Annotated in this window: 17 protein-coding genes; 11 read left to right on the forward strand and 6 right to left on the reverse strand. The window is 59.9% G+C overall.

The features are described 5' to 3' along the window. Nucleotide 1 precedes the first annotated feature (1 nt). The 11 genes from folK to ACQKIK_RS04370 all read left to right on the forward strand — a co-directional run bounded on the left by folK (nt 2) and on the right by ACQKIK_RS04370 (nt 11,857). Nucleotides 2–496, forward strand: a complete 495-nt coding sequence (gene folK / locus ACQKIK_RS04320) for a 2-amino-4-hydroxy-6-hydroxymethyldihydropteridine diphosphokinase (RefSeq protein ID WP_499134880.1) — start codon at nt 2–4, stop codon at nt 494–496. A 160-nt stretch (nt 497–656) separates the two neighbouring features. Beyond that, complete coding sequence (gene panB, locus ACQKIK_RS04325; RefSeq protein WP_241530355.1) at nt 657–1,457, forward strand: 3-methyl-2-oxobutanoate hydroxymethyltransferase; 801 nt, start codon at nt 657–659, stop codon at nt 1,455–1,457. Next, nucleotides 1,454–2,317: a pantoate--beta-alanine ligase gene (gene panC / locus ACQKIK_RS04330; protein ID WP_241530354.1), complete on the forward strand. Its 864-nt coding sequence runs from the start codon at nt 1,454–1,456 to the stop codon at nt 2,315–2,317. The genes panB and panC overlap by 4 nt, the downstream gene beginning before the upstream one ends. 102 nt (nt 2,318–2,419) lie before the next feature. After that, nucleotides 2,420–2,800, forward strand: coding sequence for an aspartate 1-decarboxylase (gene panD, locus ACQKIK_RS04335; protein ID WP_019342093.1), 381 nt, complete (start codon nt 2,420–2,422; stop codon nt 2,798–2,800). 334 nt (nt 2,801–3,134) lie between these two features. After that, nucleotides 3,135–4,799: a glucose-6-phosphate isomerase gene (gene pgi / locus ACQKIK_RS04340; protein ID WP_046162821.1), complete on the forward strand. Its 1,665-nt coding sequence runs from the start codon at nt 3,135–3,137 to the stop codon at nt 4,797–4,799. Between the two features lie 158 nt (nt 4,800–4,957). Next, nucleotides 4,958–5,833, forward strand: a complete 876-nt coding sequence (locus ACQKIK_RS04345) for an oxygenase MpaB family protein (RefSeq protein WP_241530353.1) — start codon at nt 4,958–4,960, stop codon at nt 5,831–5,833. A 93-nt stretch (nt 5,834–5,926) separates the two neighbouring features. After that, nucleotides 5,927–7,105: an acetyl-CoA C-acetyltransferase gene (locus ACQKIK_RS04350; protein ID WP_241530352.1), complete on the forward strand. Its 1,179-nt coding sequence runs from the start codon at nt 5,927–5,929 to the stop codon at nt 7,103–7,105. Nucleotides 7,106–7,180: 75 nt separating this feature from the next. Next, complete coding sequence (locus ACQKIK_RS04355; protein ID WP_241530351.1) at nt 7,181–8,197, forward strand: class I SAM-dependent rRNA methyltransferase; 1,017 nt, start codon at nt 7,181–7,183, stop codon at nt 8,195–8,197. Between the two features lie 84 nt (nt 8,198–8,281). Continuing rightward, nucleotides 8,282–11,233, forward strand: coding sequence for a DUF748 domain-containing protein (locus tag ACQKIK_RS04360; RefSeq protein WP_241530350.1), 2,952 nt, complete (start codon nt 8,282–8,284; stop codon nt 11,231–11,233). A 23-nt stretch (nt 11,234–11,256) separates the two neighbouring features. Beyond that, nucleotides 11,257–11,538 (forward strand): DUF2845 domain-containing protein, encoded by a 282-nt coding sequence (locus ACQKIK_RS04365; RefSeq protein WP_241531110.1) that lies wholly within the window; start codon nt 11,257–11,259, stop codon nt 11,536–11,538. 13 nt (nt 11,539–11,551) lie between these two features. Beyond that, nucleotides 11,552–11,857 (forward strand): DUF2845 domain-containing protein, encoded by a 306-nt coding sequence (locus ACQKIK_RS04370; RefSeq protein ID WP_127838542.1) that lies wholly within the window; start codon nt 11,552–11,554, stop codon nt 11,855–11,857. Between the two features lie 54 nt (nt 11,858–11,911). Here the strand turns inward: ACQKIK_RS04370 and ACQKIK_RS04375 are convergent, their stop codons facing one another. From ACQKIK_RS04375 to infB, 6 genes are all read right to left on the reverse strand, one after another. Further along, the gene (locus tag ACQKIK_RS04375; RefSeq protein WP_045429681.1) at nt 11,912–12,307 is read right to left on the reverse strand and encodes a BON domain-containing protein; all 396 of its coding nucleotides are present in this window, start codon (nt 12,305–12,307) and stop codon (nt 11,912–11,914) included. A gap of 274 nt (nt 12,308–12,581) precedes the next feature. Continuing rightward, nucleotides 12,582–14,687, reverse strand: coding sequence for a polyribonucleotide nucleotidyltransferase (gene pnp / locus ACQKIK_RS04380; protein WP_046162828.1), 2,106 nt, complete (start codon nt 14,685–14,687; stop codon nt 12,582–12,584). 205 nt (nt 14,688–14,892) lie between these two features. Beyond that, nucleotides 14,893–15,162 carry a 30S ribosomal protein S15 gene (gene rpsO / locus ACQKIK_RS04385; protein ID WP_045429687.1) on the reverse strand — a complete coding sequence of 90 codons (270 nt, stop codon included), beginning with the start codon at nt 15,160–15,162 and terminating at the stop codon, nt 14,893–14,895. A 118-nt stretch (nt 15,163–15,280) separates the two neighbouring features. Beyond that, a complete protein-coding gene (truB, locus tag ACQKIK_RS04390) occupies nt 15,281–16,198 on the reverse strand; it encodes a tRNA pseudouridine(55) synthase TruB (RefSeq protein ID WP_241530349.1) in 918 nt (305 codons plus the stop codon). 3 nt (nt 16,199–16,201) lie between these two features. Then, on the reverse strand, nt 16,202–16,591 hold the full coding sequence (gene rbfA, locus ACQKIK_RS04395; RefSeq protein ID WP_019342081.1) for a 30S ribosome-binding factor RbfA: 390 nt from the start codon (nt 16,589–16,591) through the stop codon (nt 16,202–16,204). Nucleotides 16,592–16,708: 117 nt separating this feature from the next. Next, the gene (gene infB, locus ACQKIK_RS04400; RefSeq protein WP_045429692.1) at nt 16,709–19,204 is read right to left on the reverse strand and encodes a translation initiation factor IF-2; all 2,496 of its coding nucleotides are present in this window, start codon (nt 19,202–19,204) and stop codon (nt 16,709–16,711) included. Nucleotides 19,205–19,221 lie beyond the last annotated feature (17 nt).

The following is a 19,221-nucleotide window of genomic DNA, read 5'->3' on the forward strand; positions in this document are numbered from 1 at the left end:
TATGGAACGTGTGTACATCGGCCTCGGCAGCAATCTGGCCGAGCCGCGTCGGCAGCTGCGCGGAGCCCTGGATGCTTTGACATGCATTCGCGACTCGCAGTTGGCAGCCGTCTCCTCGCTTTATCTCAGCGACCCGCTCGGCCCTGCTGACCAGCCCCGATACAACAATGCCGTGGCGGCGCTGGATACCTCGCTGTCACCGCTTGCTCTGCTTGATGCGCTGCAAGCGATCGAGCTCGCTCAAGGGCGCGAACGTAAAGCCGAACGCTGGGGCCCTCGCACACTGGATCTCGATATTCTGCTGTTCGGTAATCGGCTGATCAGCGAGCCCCGCCTGACGGTTCCGCACTACCACATGCATGCGCGGGCCTTTGTGCTCTACCCGCTGGCCGAGATTGCTCCCGCCGAACTCAAGCTCGCCGATGGCCGCACGCTTGCTGAGTTACTCGCTGCCTGCCCATTTGAAGGCCTCGAGCGGCTCGGCGACCCGCTGTAACCAGTGGGTAACAGATGTAACGTGCGGGTAACACTCGCGATTGACTTAGCTCGCCGCCATCAGGACTATAAGCGCCCTCTGCCGGCACGCATCGAAACGGGGCAACCCTGACGCTCCGCCTGCAACGTGATCCCCGAGAGGCTTTAGGAGGACGGCTTTCATGCCAGACGTAACCCTGACCACCCTGCAAGGCCTCAAGCAGAAAGGCGAGAAGATCGTCATGCTGACCTGCTATGACGCAACCTTCGCCAAGACAGCCTGCGAAGCTGGTGTCGAGATGCTGCTGATCGGCGACTCCCTGGGCATGGTCCTGCAAGGTCACGACAGCACGCTGCCGGTTTCAGTTGACGAGATGGCGTACCACACGGCCTGTGTCAAACGCGGCAACCGCGGCGCCATGATCGTCGCTGATCTGCCGTTCATGGCCAACGCGACCGTCGAGCAAACGCTGAACAACTCATCGACCTTGATGAAGGCCGGCGCCCACATGGTCAAGGTCGAAGGCGCAGCCTGGCTGGCGGAGTCCATTCGCCTGCTGGCCGAGCGCGGGATCCCGGTTTGCGCGCACATGGGCCTCACCCCGCAGGCGGTCAACATCTTTGGGGGGTACAAGGTGCAGGGGCGCGAAGAAGCGCAGGCACAACAGATGATTGCCGACGCCAAGGCGCTTGAGGATGCTGGCGCGGCCATGCTGCTGCTCGAATGTGTCCCAAGCGCGCTGGCTGCGAGGATCACACGGGCGGTTACGGTTCCGGTGATCGGTATCGGTGCGGGCAGCGACACGGACGGCCAGGTACTGGTTCTACACGACATGCTCGGCCTGTCGCTGACCGGCCGAGCGCCAAAGTTCGTCAAGAACTTCATGCGTGAGCATGGCGATATACCGACGGCCATTGCCGCGTACGTCCAGGCGGTCAAGTCCGTTGAGTTTCCTGCAGCCGAACATGGGTTCTCCGCATGAATGTGGTGAAAACCGTTGCTGATCTGCGCGCCGCGGTGGCCCGCGCGCGGGGCGAAGGCAAGCGCATCGGCTTCGTGCCGACCATGGGCAACCTGCATGCCGGCCATATCGCACTGGTCAAGAAGGCCGGCCAGCGTGCCGACTTCGTGGTTGCCAGCATCTTCGTCAATCCGCTGCAGTTCGGCCCCAACGAAGACCTCGCCAGCTATCCACGTACGCTCGCGGCCGACCAGGACAAGCTGTTCGAGGCCGGCTGCCACTTGCTGTTCGCGCCCAGCGTCGAGGAAATGTACCCGCACGGCCAGGCACTGCAGACCATCGTTCGGGTACCGGGCGTGTCCGAGGGACTCTGTGGCGGCAGCCGCCCAGGGCACTTCGACGGCGTTTCGACCGTGGTGAGCAAGCTGTTTAACATGGTGCTGCCGGACCTTGCGGTCTTTGGCCAGAAGGATTTCCAGCAACTGGCGGTTATCCGCACCATGGTCCGCGACCTGAACATGCCCGTGCAGATCATTGGCGAACCCATCGTGCGGGCTGACGACGGCCTCGCACTGTCTTCGCGCAACGGTTACCTCAGCGCCGACGAGCGCGCAACCGCGCCCGTACTTCACCGTACGCTGCAACAGCTGGCGGACGCCCTGCGCAACGGAGAACGGGACTACCCCGCCCTGCTCGCATCCGGCCATCAGGCACTGCAAGCTGCCGGCTTGCGGCCCGACTACTTGGAGATCCGCAACGCCCCGGACCTGCAACCGGTCAAGCCAGACAGCCACGAAGTTGTGATCCTCGCCGCAGCGTTCCTGGGCAAGACTCGGTTGCTGGATAACCTGCTGGTCGACATCGCTCCGCCAGTGGACTGATAACGGCCGATCATCGGCATAACCCAGCTCGGCCCTCGGTCTTGAACCGACCTGAGGGTTCGGGCACACTCTGCGCCGCTTGCGCCTCCGGAGGACCCCGCCATGCACGCCATCATGCTCAAGGCTAAACTGCACCGCGCCCAGGTGACCCATTCGGTGCTGGATTACGAAGGCTCCTGCGCCATCGACGGTGACTGGCTGGACCTCGCCGGCATCCGCGAATACGAGCAGATCCAGATCTACAACGTCGACAACGGCGAGCGCTTCACGACCTATGCCATCCGTGGCGAAGAAGGCTCGAAGATCATTTCCGTCAACGGCGCCGCCGCACACAAGGCTGGCGTTGGTCATCGGGTGATTATCTGTGCCTACGCCCACTACAGCGAAGCTGAACTGGCTAGCTTCAAACCACACGTTCTGTATATGGGCGCTGATGGGGATCTCAGTCACACCAGCAACGCGATTCCAGTTCAGGTCGCCTGATTCACCATCGGTTGTTCGAAAGCCCGCATCGCCAAGCGTGACGCGGGCTTTTTTTGTGTGCAAAGGGTTTCCCCTGGCGGCGGAAATCTGCAATGGTCGCCCTGTTCTGGCCGCTATCCGTACCCTGTGCGCAACGCTTCGGAACGCCGCGCGTTTTTGCCAGTCAGACCAGTCTCGACGGTGCAGGATGCGCCGCCGCCGTTGCGGTCCAGCCGCAGCGGAACGCGCCTGTCACATTCAGGACGAATGCCAGCGTGCCAGCATGATCGAATGACTGTCCGAACGAATCGCAGAGCCGCAGACAGTCCGCCAAAGCAAAGGAAGCCGCACAACCATGAGTTACTACCAGCACCCTCTCGATGCCACCGGCCTGCCATCCTGGAAGGCTTTGGAAGAACACCGCCTGACCATGCAAAACTTCAGCATGCGCGAGGCATTCAAGGCCGATCCGACGCGCTTCGATGACCTGTCGGTATCCTGTTGCGGCCTGTTTCTCGATTATTCGAAGAACCTGATCACCCCCGAGACTCGCACTCTGCTGGTGAACCTGGCCCGCGAGGCTGGCGTCGAGCAAGCGGCTCGCGCCATGTTCGAAGGCGAGCGAATCAACGGCTCAGAGAATCGTCCGGTACTGCACACCGCGTTGCGACGCCCCATGGGCGAATCGGTGATGGTCGACGGGCAGAACATCATGCGTGATGTGCATGCTGCCCTGGCGCAGATGACTGACATCGTCACCCGTATTCATAACAACCTTTGGCGCGGCTTCAGCGACAAGACCATCACCGACGTGGTCAACATCGGCATCGGCGGATCCTTCCTCGGTCCACAGCTGGTCTCCGAAGCGCTCCTGCCCTTTACTCAGCACGGCGTGCGCACTCATTACCTGGCGAACATCGACGGTAGCGAGTTCCGCGAGGTGACCGCCAAACTGAACGTTGAGACGACGCTGTTCATCATTTCCAGCAAGACCTTCGGCACCCTCGAAACGCTGAAGAACGCCCAAGCTGCACGCACTTGGTACCTAGGCAAAGGCGGCACCGAAGAAAAGCTCTACCGGCATTTCATCGCTGTCACAAGCAACAAGAAAGCCGCCGTTGAGTTCGGTATCCGCGAGAAGAATATCTTCCCTATGTGGGACTGGGTTGGCGGCCGCTACTCGCTATGGTCGGCCATCGGTCTGCCGATCGCACTGGCCATCGGCATGTCCAACTTCAAGGACTTGCTCTCCGGCGCGTACAGCATGGACCAGCACTTCCTCAACGAGCCGTTCGAAAGCAACATGCCGATTCTGCTGGCGATGTTGGGCATCTGGTATCACAACTTCTGGGACGCGCAGAGCTACGCCTTCCTGCCCTATGACCACTATCTGCGCAACTTCGTCAAACACCTGCAGCAGATGGACATGGAATCCAACGGCAAGAGCGTGCGTCAGGACGGCACCCCAGTGTCCTGCACCACCGGACCGGTGATTTGGGGCGGCGTCGGCGCCAACGGCCAGCACGCTTACCACCAGCTGCTGCACCAAGGCACGCCGCTGATTCCGGCAGATTTCATCGTGCCAGTGGTCAGTCACAATCCGGTTGCCGATCACCATGAGTGGCTGTACGCCAACTGCCTGTCACAGAGCCAGGCGCTAATGCGCGGCAAGACGCGCGAAGAGGCCGAAGCGGAGCTGCGAGCAAAAGGCATGAGCGAAGCCGAAGTCGAGCGCCTGGCGCCGCACAAGGTCATTCCGGGTAATCGGCCAAGCAATACCGTGGTGATGGAAACCATCAGCCCCGGCCGCCTTGGTGCGCTGATCGCGCTCTATGAACACAAGGTGTTCGTCCAGGGCGTGATCTGGGGAATCAACTCCTTCGACCAGTGGGGCGTGGAGCTCGGCAAGGACCTGGGCAAAGCCGTCTACGGCCAGATGACCAGCTTCGATGCGCAACCCGCCGAAGACGCCTCGACCCAGGGGTTGATCGACTTCTTCCGCGGCCGCCATCGCGGCTGATCGATGTGCAACACCGGACAGCGCTTGACCGCTGTCCGGTGCTCCTTCCTCCGCTGCTTCACAGATACGCCTTCGGCACCACGCTGATCGACTGGGCCTGGGTAACGCCTGGACATCGAGTAAGATTCGACTTCCCAGCCCAGCCAGATGTCGCCCTTTTGGAAATGATCCGCCGTCATATCGAATCGCAGGTGCTCAGCCTCACCGGGCTGGCCATCGGCGGTGTCGACTACGAAAACCCACCAGGCGACCCCGGTCTGTTCGGCCCGGATTCGGTCTGCTGGCGCGTGCACGGCGACTTTACCTCGATGCTAATCGGCGGCATTTCCGCACTGCTGCTCCAAGCCCTGCATCCGCTTGCGCTCGCCGGCGTCTGGGATCACTCGAATTTCCGCGACGATCTGCTCGGCCGACTGCGTCGCACCGGCCAGTTCATCTCGGCGACCACCTTTGGTAGCCAGGCCGATGCGCAGCGGTTGATTGAACGGGTCCGAGCCATTCACCTGAAGGTTACCGGCCACGCACCCGACGGCCGCCCGTACGCCGCGTACGACCCGGACCTGCTGACCTGGGTGCATGTCGCCGAAGTCAGGAGCTTTCTCAAGGCGCACCTGCGTTACCTCAACCCGGCGTTGCCAGGTCAGGAACAGGACCGCTACTACGCCGAGGTCGCACGTATCGCCGAAGCGCTCGGCGCACGCAAGGTGCCGCGCTCGCGGCAGCAGATAGAGGACTATTTCGCGGCTATCCGGCCAGAACTGCGCTGTGATGAGCGCTCTCGGGAGATCGTACGCATCCTGTTCGAAGCGCCCGCTCCGAGTCGCCTCGCCAAGCCGTTCGGTGCCCTGATGATGCGCGCCGGCATCGACCTGTTGCCGGACTGGGCCAGCGATATGCTCGATCTCAGCCAGTCCGACCGCGAACGGCAACTGATTCGGATAGCAGTAAGGCGAACCGCCCCGGTGCTGCGCTGGGCCGTACGCAGCGGCTCGGTGCACCGGGCACGGCGCCGCATGGACCTGCCCATACGCTAGCGTGACCGGCAGGTTCCGCACCTGGAGCCGCCTTCAGGCCTGTGCCAACATGAGCGCCCCGCGGGAGCCCGCACCTTCTTGAGGTTCAAGATCATGCAAGACGTCGTCATCGTCGCCGCCACTCGCACTGCTGTCGGCAGCTTTCAGGGCGCGCTGGCCAACATCCCTGCCGTCGACCTGGGCGCCGCGGTGATTCGCCAACTTCTTAAGCAGACCGGAATCGATGCCGCCGAGGTCGATGAAGTCATCCTCGGCCAGGTTCTGACTGCTGGCGCGGGGCAGAACCCGGCGAGACAGGCGGCCATGAACGCAGGGCTGCCCCATGCAGTACCGGCGATGACCCTGAACAAGGTTTGCGGCTCCGGCCTCAAAGCGCTGCACCTGGCGGCACAGGCGATTCGCTGTGGCGATGCCGAAGTGGTGATTGCCGGCGGCATGGAAAACATGAGCCTGGCGCCGTACGTCATGCCCGCCGCACGCACGGGCTTGCGCATGGGTCACGGAAAGCTGATCGACAGCATGATTCAGGACGGCCTTTGGGACGCGTTCAACGACTACCACATGGGCATCACCGCCGAAAATCTGGTGGAAAAGTACGGCGTCACGCGCGAAGCGCAAGATGCATTCGCTGCCTCCTCACAGCAAAAGGCAATTGCCGCCATCGAAGCCGGGCGTCTGCGCGACGAAATTACCCCGATCGAGATTCCGCAGCGCAAGGGCGAACCGCTGGTTTTCGATACGGACGAGCAGCCACGGGCGGGCACCACGGCAGAGAGCCTGGCCAAACTCAAACCAGCCTTCAAGAAGGATGGCAGCGTAACGGCCGGTAACGCCTCCAGCCTCAACGACGGTGCCGCAGCCGTGTTGCTGATGAGCGCCGAGAAGGCCAAGACGCTTGGCCTAACAGTGCTGGCTCGCATCGCCAGCTATGCCAACGCTGGCGTCGATCCTGCGATCATGGGCATCGGCCCGGTATCGGCCACGCGCCGCTGCCTGGAAAAGGCCGGCTGGACGCTCGATGAGCTGGACCTGATCGAAGCCAACGAAGCCTTTGCGGCACAAGCGCTATCGGTCGGCCAAGAGCTGGGTTGGGATCAACAGAAGGTCAACGTCAACGGCGGCGCTATTGCCATCGGCCACCCGATTGGCGCGTCGGGCTGCCGCATCCTGGTAACCCTGCTGCATGAGATGATTCGCCGCGATGTCCATAAAGGACTGGCAACGCTCTGCATCGGTGGCGGTCAGGGCGTCGCGCTGGCAATCGAACGCTGACCGACAGGCAGCCCGCCGGCCCATTATCGGCGATTTCCGATAAACTGCGCGGCCCTCTTTCCCGAGTCGCCGCGCATGCGCTCTCTCGAACAGGCGCTGCGCGCCGCCTACCACAATCGCGAAGCACTGCTCTCCGAACTGCACCACCAGGCCACCGACTGCTATCGGTTGTTCCATGGCAGTCAGGAGGGCTCACCAGGGCTCACCATCGACCGTTACGGCCCGCTGCTACTGGTACAGAGCTTCCATCAGCCGCTTGAACGTGACGCCCTGCTGACCCTGCATGAGCAGATATGCACCGAGCTCGGCCTGCCCTTGGCACTCGTCTACAACGATCGCTCCCAAGGCAACTCGCGTATCGACCGCAGCGATCCGGTATATCGCGCAGCACCTTCGGCACTAGAAGACGTGATCGGTCACGAGTGGGGCCTGAACTACCGCGTCCGTGCACGCCATAGCGGCCAGGACCCGCTGCTGTTTCTGGACTTGCGCAATGTGCGCGGCTGGGTCAAGGCCAACAGTGCCGGCAAGTCTGTGCTTAACCTCTTCGCCTACACCTGCGGGGTCGGTCTTTGCGCTGCCGCTGGTGGTGCTCGTGAGGTTTGCAATCTGGATTTCGCCGAAAGCAACCTCGCGGTGGGCCGCGAGAACGGCGCGCTGAATCCTGAGCTGGCCCCGATGCAGTTCATTCAGTCGGATTACTTTCCCGCGATCCGTCAGCTCGCCGACATGCCGATCCCGCAGCGACGCGGCCGTCCACTGCCAGACTACCCGCGCCTGTCACCGAAGCAGTTCGATCTGGTTTTGCTCGATCCTCCCGCCTGGTCGAAGAGCGCGTTCGGAACCGTCGACCTGCTGCGCGACTACCAAAGCCTGCTCAAACCCGCCCTACTCGCGACCGCCGAGAACGGCGTCCTCATCTGCTGCAACAACCTGGCAAAGGTCGATCTCGACGAATGGCGCGATCAAGTCCTGCGCTGCGCAACCAAGGCTGGTCGGCCGGTTCAGGACTGCCAAGTACTGCCACCGGCCGCCGACTTCCCGTCAACGGACGGCAAGCCGCCGCTCAAGGTGCTGATGCTCCAGTTGTGAGGTAACGCGCGCCCGCGCGCGCAGGAGGAACCCGCGTGCCATGCCATACTCCAAGGCAGTTCATCGCCTGGAAAGTAGATCCGCATGCCCAACGGAATGAAGCGCGCGCTCATCGGCGTGATGACCGCCCTGATCGTCTATTGCCTGCTCGGTTTTCTGATCCTGCCCGGAGTGGCGGAGCGTGTCGTCAACCAACAGCTGGCAAAATACGCGACGGTACCGGCTCGCCTTGAGCGGATCGAGTTCAATCCGTTCACCTTGAACTTGAGACTCCACAACCTGCACTTGGGCGAGCCGGATGCCGAGCAACTGGCTTTCGAGCGGTTATTCGTTGACCTCGATTGGGACAGCCTGTGGAGCCGCTCCCTGCACTTTTCGGATATCGAGCTCATCGGGCCGAACGCCGAAGTCCTGTTTGACATTGACGGCAAGCTGAACCTGGCCGAGCTGTTCGAGCTGCCCAGCAATGAAGATACGCCCGCAGAGGATAAAGAGCCCCTGGCCCTGCGCATCGATCGCCTGCAACTGGCCGGCGGACGGGTGCATTTCGCTGATCAGCGAACCCAGGAGCCGATCGACTTCCTGCTCGACTCGCTGGAGTTTGAGCTCCTTAACTTTGCGACCCGCTCAGACGACGCCGCTGATGCCGTCCTAGTTGCCAGAGGCCCGGACGGATCACGCATCAAATGGAAAGGTCAGCTCAACCTCTCCCCCGTCACGTCCACCGGCCAGCTTGAAATAAATGGGTTGGCACTGAAAACCTTCTGGCCCTATGTCCGCGACATGGCACCGCTCGCCCTTAACGAAGGGCAGCTGAGCCTAAAGACCGAGTACCAGCTCGACCTCAGCAAGGGCACTTCACTTCAATTGAGCGACGCGAGCGCTACGCTGGCATCGCTGAGTATCGATAGCCTCCATGGCCAGCCATTACTCCGTTTGGAACAGGCAGAGATCGCCCAAGCTTCGTTGGATTTGCCGAAACGACAACTCACCCTTGGCCAGCTGCGCAGCCAGGCACTGGAGAGCTGGCTGATTCGTGAGCCTGACGGCCAACTCAATTGGCAGCGCTTGCTTGCCAGCAAGCCAGAACCGCAACCGCAACCGCAGCCAACCGACACAGAGGAGCAACCGACGCAGGACGAGCCTAAGCCAACGCAGGAAGGTGATACATCTGATCAGCCTTGGCGGATCGTTCTACGTGACGCTGAACTGCGTAACTATCAGCTGCACTTGGCGGATAACGTTCCTGAGCCAAACGTCGAACTGGAACTCGGGCCCCTCGATCTGGACGTGCGTAACTTCGACAGCCGCGGCACAGCTCCGATGGAGCTCAAGCTGACCACCGAGGTCGGTAAACAAGGTTCGCTACTTGCCGAGGGCCAGCTGACATTGACGCCAATGCAGGGGAGCTTCGACGTCACGCTGACAGGCATCGACTTGCGCTTGGCGCAGCCCTATTTGTCGCCGTTCGTTCACCTGGAGTTACGCAGCGGACAGCTGGCGAGCCAGCTTGCGGTCGAGCTGACGGGCGTCGAGCCGCTAGCATTTCACATAGGCGGTTCCGCCGAGATTACCCAGCTTCATACGCTCGACACCATCCAGGACCGTGACTTGATGAAATGGCAGTCGTTGCAGGTCAGCGGTCTGGACTATAGCTATCCGAACGCGCTGCAGATCGAAAAGATCGACCTGAACCAGCCCTATGCACGCTTCATTATCAACCCGGACCTGACGACCAACATCAATGACCTGCTGGTAGACAAGCCCTCAGCTTCGCCCAACCAAGAGGCTCCACCCTCCGAAGCACCCGCCTCCCCAGAGGAGCCAAACGTGCCCTTCGCGTTGAGGATTGGCGGTATTCAGATAGCTGACGGCTCAGCCAACTTCTCCGACCTCAGTCTGCGCCCGCCCTTCATCACTGCTATCCAAGATCTCGGCGGTAGCATCGGCACCCTCGATAATCGTCAGCACAACGCTGCCAGCGTTGATATAGAGGGCAAAGTTGATCGTTACGCACCCGTGAGCATCGAGGGCAGCCTGACGCCTTTCGAGCCGCTCCAGAGCCTCGACATCACCACCCGCTTCAGGCAGGTCGAGCTGACCACGCTCTCGCCCTATTCCGCCAAGTTCGCGGGCTATCGTATTCGTAAGGGACGGCTCAACCTGGATTTGCATTACCGTATCCAGCAAGGGCAGCTGAATGCTGAAAACGAAGTGGTGCTGGAAGAGCTGCAGCTGGGCGAGAAAGTCGACAGCGAGCAGGCCGTAGATTTGCCGGTGCGCCTTGCGGTGGCACTATTGAAAGACAGTAGCGGCACCATTGCGCTGAAGATTCCCGTACAGGGAGATCTCAAGAATCCACAGTTCGACGTGGTGCCCATCATCTGGCAGACGTTACGCAATCTGGTAGTACGGGCAGCCAAGTCACCCTTCAAATTCCTTGGAGGACTCGTCGGTCGTGAACAGGCGGATCTTAGCCAGATTCTGTTCCTGCCCGGCAGCAGCGAACTGGACAGCAGAGCGCGCAGCAAGCTCGACGCGCTGGCCAGCGCACTGAAAGAGCGCCCCGTACTCCGCCTGGAGGTCGAAGGCATGAGTGCTCCGGCAGTTGACGGCGCGCTGCTCGCCGAACAATGGCTCGAGCGTGAATATCAGCAGACCTGGTATAAAGTTTTGCAGCGACGTGGTGATACCGTTCCCGCCGATCCATCCATGCTCGAAATCGGTGAAGAAGAAAGAGCCGCCATGTTGGAAGGAATCTATCGCAGCCGCCTGCAGCAACAACCACCCGCCGAGTGGCAAAGTCTCGATGCTGAAGCCCGCACGCGGCAGCTTCGGCAAGCGATTCTAAGCAGCCGTGAAACCAGCACGGCACTCCTGCGGCGCCTGAGCCGTGCACGGGCCGCCAGCATCAAGGACTATCTGGTAGACAACGCAGGGCTGGCTGCGGACAGGGTGTACCTGCTCGATACCAGCATCACCCAGACTGTCCAGGACGGTGGAGTCCCAACGGTGCTGCATTTGGAGGCGGAATGAGAACAATCGGGCGTCGTTGGAAGATGGTCCTCCTGTTCGTGGCCAGCTTGGCGAGTTCAATAGCCGGCGCAGACACCCTCCGCTGTGGAAGCAACTTGATCAACACAGGCGACCGCACCTTTGAGGTCGAGCGTAAATGTGGCCAACCTGTTCAGCGTGATCTGGTGGGCTACACACTGGGCCCAAACCAACGCCGGGAAATGATGCGCGAGGAATGGGTATACGGCCCCGACAATGGGGTATTCAACATCCTCACATTCGAGGGAAACCGACTGGTACGGATCGAAACCAGCCGAGCTAATTGATCAGGGAGTCACCATGCAAAAAAGTGCCGTACTGGCTGCGCTTACCATCACGTTCTGTACGCTACATGCGCAGGCCTCCTCGACCTTTCGTTGCGGAAGCAACCTGGTAAGCCTGCGAGCCTCGACAGCCGAAGTACAAGCCAAGTGCGGTGAGCCCACTAGCCGTGCACTGACCGGGTATAAGGAGCTGGTCGACGAATACGGTTTTCGTCAGGAGGTGCAAATTGAAGAGTGGACCTATGGCCCCACTAATGGCATGTACCATTTTCTGCGCTTCGAGGGTAACCGCCTCAGCAACATCGATAGCGAACGAGGCTGACCGGCAACAAAAAAAACCCGCTGCAAGCAGCGGGTTCCAGTGTTACCTGACCCGTTAGTCGACCGCTTTTAGACCATCTGCAGAAACGTCTTTGACGCCTTCGATCGTCTTGGCCTTGTCGATGGCCATCTCACGCTGTGCTTCGGTAGCCACAGTACCGGACAGTGAAACCACGCCGTTGTTGGTTTCGACTTCAATCTCCATGCCTGGAGTCGAGTCGCCAGCAAGCAGAGCAGATTTAACTTTGGTGGTGATCCAAGTGTCAGACATCGCCTCGCCCGCTTCGTCTGCGGTGTGCTCAGCGGCGTCCATGGTGTCACTGGCAGCCAACATCATTGGTTGGGCCTCGTCAAATGCAGGCGTGGTGTCGGCGAACGCAGCCCCTGCCAGCGGCAAGCTCAAGGCAGTCGCAATGGTGGCAGCAGTAATAGAGGTCTGGATCTTGTTCATGAGTGGCACTCCTGTTTTCTCATAGTAACTGCGGTATGTCTCCGCAGATTCACCTAATAGATCGCAAGCGACGTGCCAAGCTAAGGATTTATAAATATTCCTAAGATTCAATGACATAAAGCTTAGTAGTGCCGCTCTGCCACTAGCACTCTGCATGTTTCGATCAAGCGAAGCGTGCAGACTGCAATGCGCTCAACGCGCGCAACGTTTTGACCAGCATTTCGCCGCCGCAAAAAAAAGAGCCCCGAGGGGCTCTTCTTGTCACTGGGATGCTTTATGCGCCTGATGCTTCGGCAGCAGCCACATCCTTGATCGACAGTTTGATACGGCCGCGGTTGTCGACGTCCAACACCAGGACCTTCACTTCCTGGCCTTCCTTGAGCACGTCGGTAACCTTCTCGACGCGCTGATCGCTCAGCATCGAGATATGCACCAGACCATCCTTGCCTGGGAGGATGTTGACGAAGGCGCCGAAGTCGACGATGCGCTCAACCTTGCCGACATAGATCTTGCCGATCTCAGCCTCAGCGGTGATACCCAGAACCCGCTGCTTGGCGGCTTCTGCAGCTTCCTTGGTCTCACCGAAGATCTTGATCGAGCCGTCATCTTCGATATCGATCGAGGCTTTGGTCTCTTCGCAGATGCTGCGAATGGTCGCGCCACCCTTGCCGATAACGTCGCGGATCTTGTCTTGGTCGATCTTCATCGCAATCATGGTCGGCGCGTTGGCCGACAGCTCTGTACGCGACTGACCGATGACCTGATTCATCTGGCCGAGAATGTTTAGACGCGCTTCAAGCGCCTGACCCAGCGCGATCTCCATGATCTCTTCGGTAATGCCCTGGATCTTGATATCCATCTGCAGCGCGGTCACGCCCTTGGAGGTACCGGCCACCTTGAAGTCCATGTCACCCAGGTGATCTTCGTCACCCAGGATGTCGGTCAGAACCGCGAACTTTTCGCCTTCCTTGACCAGACCCATGGCAATACCGGCTACCGGCGCTTTCATCGGCACGCCGGCATCCATCAGCGCGAGCGAAGCACCGCAGACCGAAGCCATAGAGCTGGAGCCGTTCGACTCGGTGATTTCCGACACCACGCGAATGGTGTAGGGAAACTCATCAGCGCTCGGCAGCATTGCAGCAACCGAACGGCGAGCCAGACGGCCGTGACCGATTTCGCGGCGACCGGTAGCGCCCATGCGGCCACACTCGCCCACCGAGTAAGGCGGGAAGTTGTAGTGCAGCATGAAGGGATCTTTCTTCTCGCCTTCCAGGGTGTCGAGCAGCTGCGCATCACGGGCAGTGCCGAGGGTGGCAACGACCAGAGCCTGGGTTTCACCACGGGTGAACAGCGCCGAGCCGTGGGTCTTGTCGAGTACACCGACCTCAATGTTCAGACCACGAACAGTGCGGGTGTCGCGACCATCGATGCGCGGCTTACCGTTGACGATGTTCTCGCGAACGGTGCGGTACTCGATTTCGCCGAAGGCTTCTTTGACTTCGCCAGCTGTCGGCTGGCCTTCTTCACCGGAGAACTTGGCAACTACCTGATCTTTCAGCTCACCCAGGCGCGCGTAGCGGTCCTGCTTGATGGTGATGGTGTACGCCTGCGAGATCGCCTCGCCGAATTCGCTGCGAATGGCATTGAGCAGCTGAGTATTTTCAGCCTTTGGCTGCCAATCCCAGGTCGGCTTGCCCGCTTCGGCTGCCAACTCGGTAACGGCCTGCACTACGGCCTGGAACTCGTCGTGAGCGAAGAGTACCGCGCCCAGCATCTGGTCTTCGGTTAGCTCTTTGGCTTCCGACTCGACCATCAGTACGGCATCTTTGGTACCGGCAACGACCATGTCAAGGCTCGAGGCCTTGAGCTGCTCGTAAGTCGGGTTCAGCAGGTAGCCGGTTTCCGGGTGGAAGGCAACGCGAGCAGCACCGATCGGACCGTTGAACGGGATGCCGGAAATCGCCAGCGCAGCCGAAGTACCGATCATCGCAGCGATGTCCGGATCAGTCTTCTTGCTGGTCGAAACGACAGTACAGATCACCTGGACTTCGTTCTGGAAGCCTTCCGGGAACAGAGGACGGATCGGACGGTCGATCAGGCGCGAGGTCAAGGTTTCCTTTTCGGAAGGACGCGCTTCACGCTTGAAGAAACCGCCTGGAATCTTGCCGGCTGCGTAGGTCTTTTCCTGATAGTGAACCGAGAGCGGGAAAAAGCCCTTGCTCGGGTCTGCAGTTTTAGCGCCAGTGACGGCAACCAGCACGGTCACGTCGTCATCAACGGTGACCAGTACGGCGCCGCTGGCTTGACGGGCGATACGGCCAGTCTCGAGAGTTACGGTCGATTGACCGAATTGAAATTTCTTGATTACCGGGTTCACGGTGGTTCCTTCTCTATGTTGCCTTGGGGGAAACTTAACTCACGCCTCGCGGGCCATGCCACGCGCGAAGCGCTTTATTCGAATTCTTGGGCAGTGCAGGGTATCGACCCGAACGCTGTCCAGAGGTGTACCTCTGAAAGGCAAAAGCTGGAAGCAGGGCGAGCCCTACTTCCAGCTTTGGCATTCAGCTTCGCACCAACATCGCTTAGCGACGCAGACCCAGACGACCGATCAGGGTGCTGTAACGAGTGGTGTCCTTGCCCTTCAGGTAATCCAGCAGCTTGCGGCGCTGGTTAACCATACGAATCAGACCACGACGCGAGTGGTGATCTTTACCGTTGGCTTTGAAGTGACCTTGCAGCTTGTTGATGTTGGTGGTCAGCAGGGCAACCTGCACTTCCGGCGAACCGGTATCACCTTCAGCTTGCTGGTACTCGCTAACGATCTGAGCTTTTTCTTCAACGCTAAGTGCCATGATGGGCTCCTTCTATGAACAGGCCGGGATATGTCCCGTGTTTTAAAAGAGGTGTGACCGTGCCTGCCAACAGCCATCCTCGTAACGCTGCACACCTTAAAGGTAAGCTGCGTATCGGTCATTCCGACCGAATCAGTCGACGCGGCGCAATACGCCCATCTTCGCTCACCTCACCGATACCGATGAAGCGACCGTTATGATCCTGCACTCGCAGCATGCCGAACTTCGGCGCTTCCGGGGCACGTACTGGCTGCCCATGCAACCAATAAAACGCGCTGTGCTCTGAAAGTTGCAGTAGAGGCCAATGTTCAAGCCCGCTGTCCACCGGTTTCAGATAGGCATCAACCGCCTCAGCGCCCCCTTCTGCGTGCAGTCGTTCCAGCTCTTCAAGACTGACCGTCTGGCTGAGATCGAACGGCCCCGCTTGAGTTCTACGCAGTTCGGCGACGTGCGCACCACAACCCAGCGCATGCCCGATATCCTCGACCAACGTCCGGATATAGGTGCCTTTGCTACAGGCAACCGCCAATCGCGCACGGTCATCTTCAAGCGACAACAAATCCAAGCGCGCAATGGTAACAGAACGCGGCTCGCGCTCCACTACCTCTCCAGCTCGCGCCAGCTTGTACAGCGGCTGGCCATCGCGTTTGAGTGCCGAATACATCGGCGGCACTTGCTGCAGATCACCGCGAAACTGTGGCAAAAGCGCCTCTAGCTGCGCTTGGCTGACGGCGACCGGCTTACGCTCGATCACCTCACCTTCGGCATCGGCCGTGGTAGTAGTCACACCAAGTTGGGCGACGGTCTCGTAGCCCTTATCAGCATCCAGCAAATATTGAGAGAACTTGGTAGCTTCCCCGAAACACAGTGGCAGAACACCGGTCGCCAGCGGGTCCAGACTACCGGTATGCCCGGCCTTCTCGGCGTTGAGCAACCAGCGAACTTTCTGCAGCGCGGCGTTCGATGTGAAGCCGCGGGGTTTGTCGAGAAGAATGATGCCGCTGACCGCGCGGCGGATGCGTTTTACCTGGGCCAAACCTTACTCTCCAAGATCGTCGCTGTGCTTGCGGTCTTCCGCTACCGCTCGCTCGATGAGCGACGTCAATTCGACGCCACGACGCACGCTGGCGTCATAGTTGAAATGCAACTGCGGCACGGTCCGAAGCTTCATCGCCTTGCCCAGCTGCATTCGCAGGAAACCGCTGGCATCGTTGAGAATCCGGAGATTGCCCTTGACCGCATCTTCATCGTCATCCTTGCCCATGACCGTAATGAAAATCTTGGCATGGGACAGGTCACGGCTGACCTCGACTGCCGTGATGGTTATCAGACCCAGACGGGGATCCTTAACTTCACGCTGGATGAGCTGCGCCAACTCGCGCTGCATTTGATCGCCAATACGCTGGGTACGGCTGAATTCTTTGGCCATAAAATCTGCCTTGAGCAGCAAGCTGCTAACCTAAAAAAACGTCGTGCTGCAAAGGCAAACGGCAAGCTTCCCGGATCTCTCCTGAAAGCTTGCCGCCGATTTGCCTAACAGCTGCTGTTAGAGCGAACGCGCCACTTCGACTTTCTCGAACACTTCGATCTTGTCGCCAGCTTTGACGTCGTTGTAACTCTTCACCGCGATACCGCACTCCATGCCGGCACGCACTTCCGCAACGTCGTCCTTGAAGCGACGCAGGGATTCCAGCTCGCCTTCGAAGATGACCACATCGTCGCGCAGGACGCGGATCGGACGATTGCGGTGCACCATGCCTTCGATGACCATGCAACCAGCCACGGCACCAAACTTCGGTGAGCGGAACACGTCCCGAACCTCTGCAATACCGAGAATGTTCTCGCGAACATCGCTGCCCAGCATGCCGGTCAGGGCCTTTTTGACGTCTTCTATGATGTCGTAGATAACGTTGTAGTAACGCAGATCCAGACCTTCCTGTTCAACGATCTTGCGCGCACCGGCGTCGGCACGCACGTTGAAGCCAAACAGAACAGCGTTGGATGCCAGCGCCAGGTTGGCGTCGCTCTCGGTGATACCACCGACGCCGCCACCGATGACACGAACCTGCACCTCGTCGTTACCCAGGCCGCTAAGCGAACCTTGCAGCGCTTCCAACGATCCACGAACATCGGACTTGAGGACGATGTTAAGCGTCTTCTTCTCTTCCTGACCCATGTTCTCGAAGATGTTTTCCAGCTTACCGGCATGCGCACGGGCCAGCTTCACTTCGCGGAACTTGCCCTGACGGAACAAGGCCACTTCACGCGCCTTCTTCTCGTCAGCGAGCACGCTGAGTTCGTCACCTGCGTCCGGTGTACCGTCGAGGCCAAGAATCTCGACCGGAATCGAAGGTCCTGCTTCCTTGATCGATTTGCCGTTCTCATCGAGCATGGCGCGGATACGGCCGTAGTTCGACCCGACAAGCACCATATCGCCTTGGCGTAGCGTACCGTCCTGAACCAGAACGGTAGCAACCGGGCCGCGGCCTTTATCCAAACGCGACTCGACCACAACACCACGACCTGGAGCCGACGGGGTAGCGGTGAGTTCGAGGATCTCGGCCTGCAGCAGCACCGCCTCGAGCAGGTCATCCACGCCAGTACCCATCTTCGCGGATACCGACACGAACGGCGTATCACCGCCCCATTCTTCCGACGTTACTTCGTGAACAGACAACTCGCTACGAATCCGATCGAGATCGGCGCCAGGCTTGTCGATCTTGTTCACCGCAACCACCAGCGGAACACCAGCAGCCTTAGCATGCTGGATCGCCTCGATGGTCTGCGGCATCACGCCGTCATCGGCTGCTACCACAAGGATCACGATATCGGTCGCTTGTGCACCACGAGCACGCATCGCGGTAAACGCGGCGTGGCCAGGGGTGTCGAGGAAGGTGACCATGCCGCGATCCGTTTCCACATGGTAGGCGCCGATGTGCTGCGTGATACCGCCCGCTTCGCCAGCAGCCACCTTGGCGCGACGAATGTAGTCGAGCAGCGACGTCTTACCGTGGTCGACGTGACCCATAACGGTCACAACCGGAGCACGTGTAATCGCCTCACCTTCGAACTTCAACAGCTCAGCCAGCTGCTCTTCAAGCGCGTTGTCGCTGACCAGCTTGACCTTGTGGCCGAGCTCTTCTGCGATGAGCTGTGCGGTTTCCTGATCAAGCACCTGGTTGATGGTCACCGGGGTACCCATCTTGAACATGAACTTGATGACTTCCGCGGCCTTGACCGACATCTGCTGCGCCAAATCGCCAACAGTGATGGTTTCACCAATGGCAACTTCACGAATGACCGGACCGGTCGGGCTCTGGAAGCCATGCGCGTTGCGCTTCTTCAGCTTCGATTTGCCACGCCCACCGCGACGGAAGCCGTCAGCGTCGTCTTCGCCACTACGCGCAGTACGCGACAGCGGCGCCTTTGCTTTCAACGAAGGACGATGTTGAGCCTGCTTGCGATCACGACGTTCGTCGTCTTCACTACGGGCCTTGTCCGGACGACGTGGCTCATCCTTCTTGCGATCCTCAACAGGAGCAGTAGGCGTAACCGGTACGGACTCAGGCGCGACAGCTGCAACAGGCTCGGGAGAGGCGGCGGCTGGCGTTTCAGTCTTGGAAGACTCAGCCTGACGGCGCGCTTCTTCCTCGGCCCGCTGCCGTGCTTCTTCTGCCGCCTTTTGACGAGCAGCTTCCTCGGCGGCGCGCTGCTCTTCGAGCTCGCGCTGCTTCTCAGCTTCGATCTCATCAGGGCTGCGCTTGACGAAGGTTTTCTTCTTGCGCACTTCAACGCTGATGGTCTTGCTGTTACTCACTTTCAACTTGGTCGTGGTTTTGCGCTGCAAGGTGATCTTGCTTGGCTCGGCCACTTTAGCCCCATGGCTGCTCTTGAGGTGCGCCAACAGGGCTTGCTTTTCGTTATCGGTCACTACTTGCTCGGCGCTGGTGTGCGACAGTCCTGCCTCACGCATCTGCTGTAGCAGTCGCTCGACCGGTGTGTCGACCACCTGGGCCAGTTCTTTCACCGTGACTTGCGTCATGCATCTCTCTCCTCAGG

It is taken from the genome of Pseudomonas sp. NPDC047961 (assembly GCF_050272435.1).
Classification (GTDB): Bacteria; Pseudomonadota; Gammaproteobacteria; order Pseudomonadales; family Pseudomonadaceae; genus Stutzerimonas.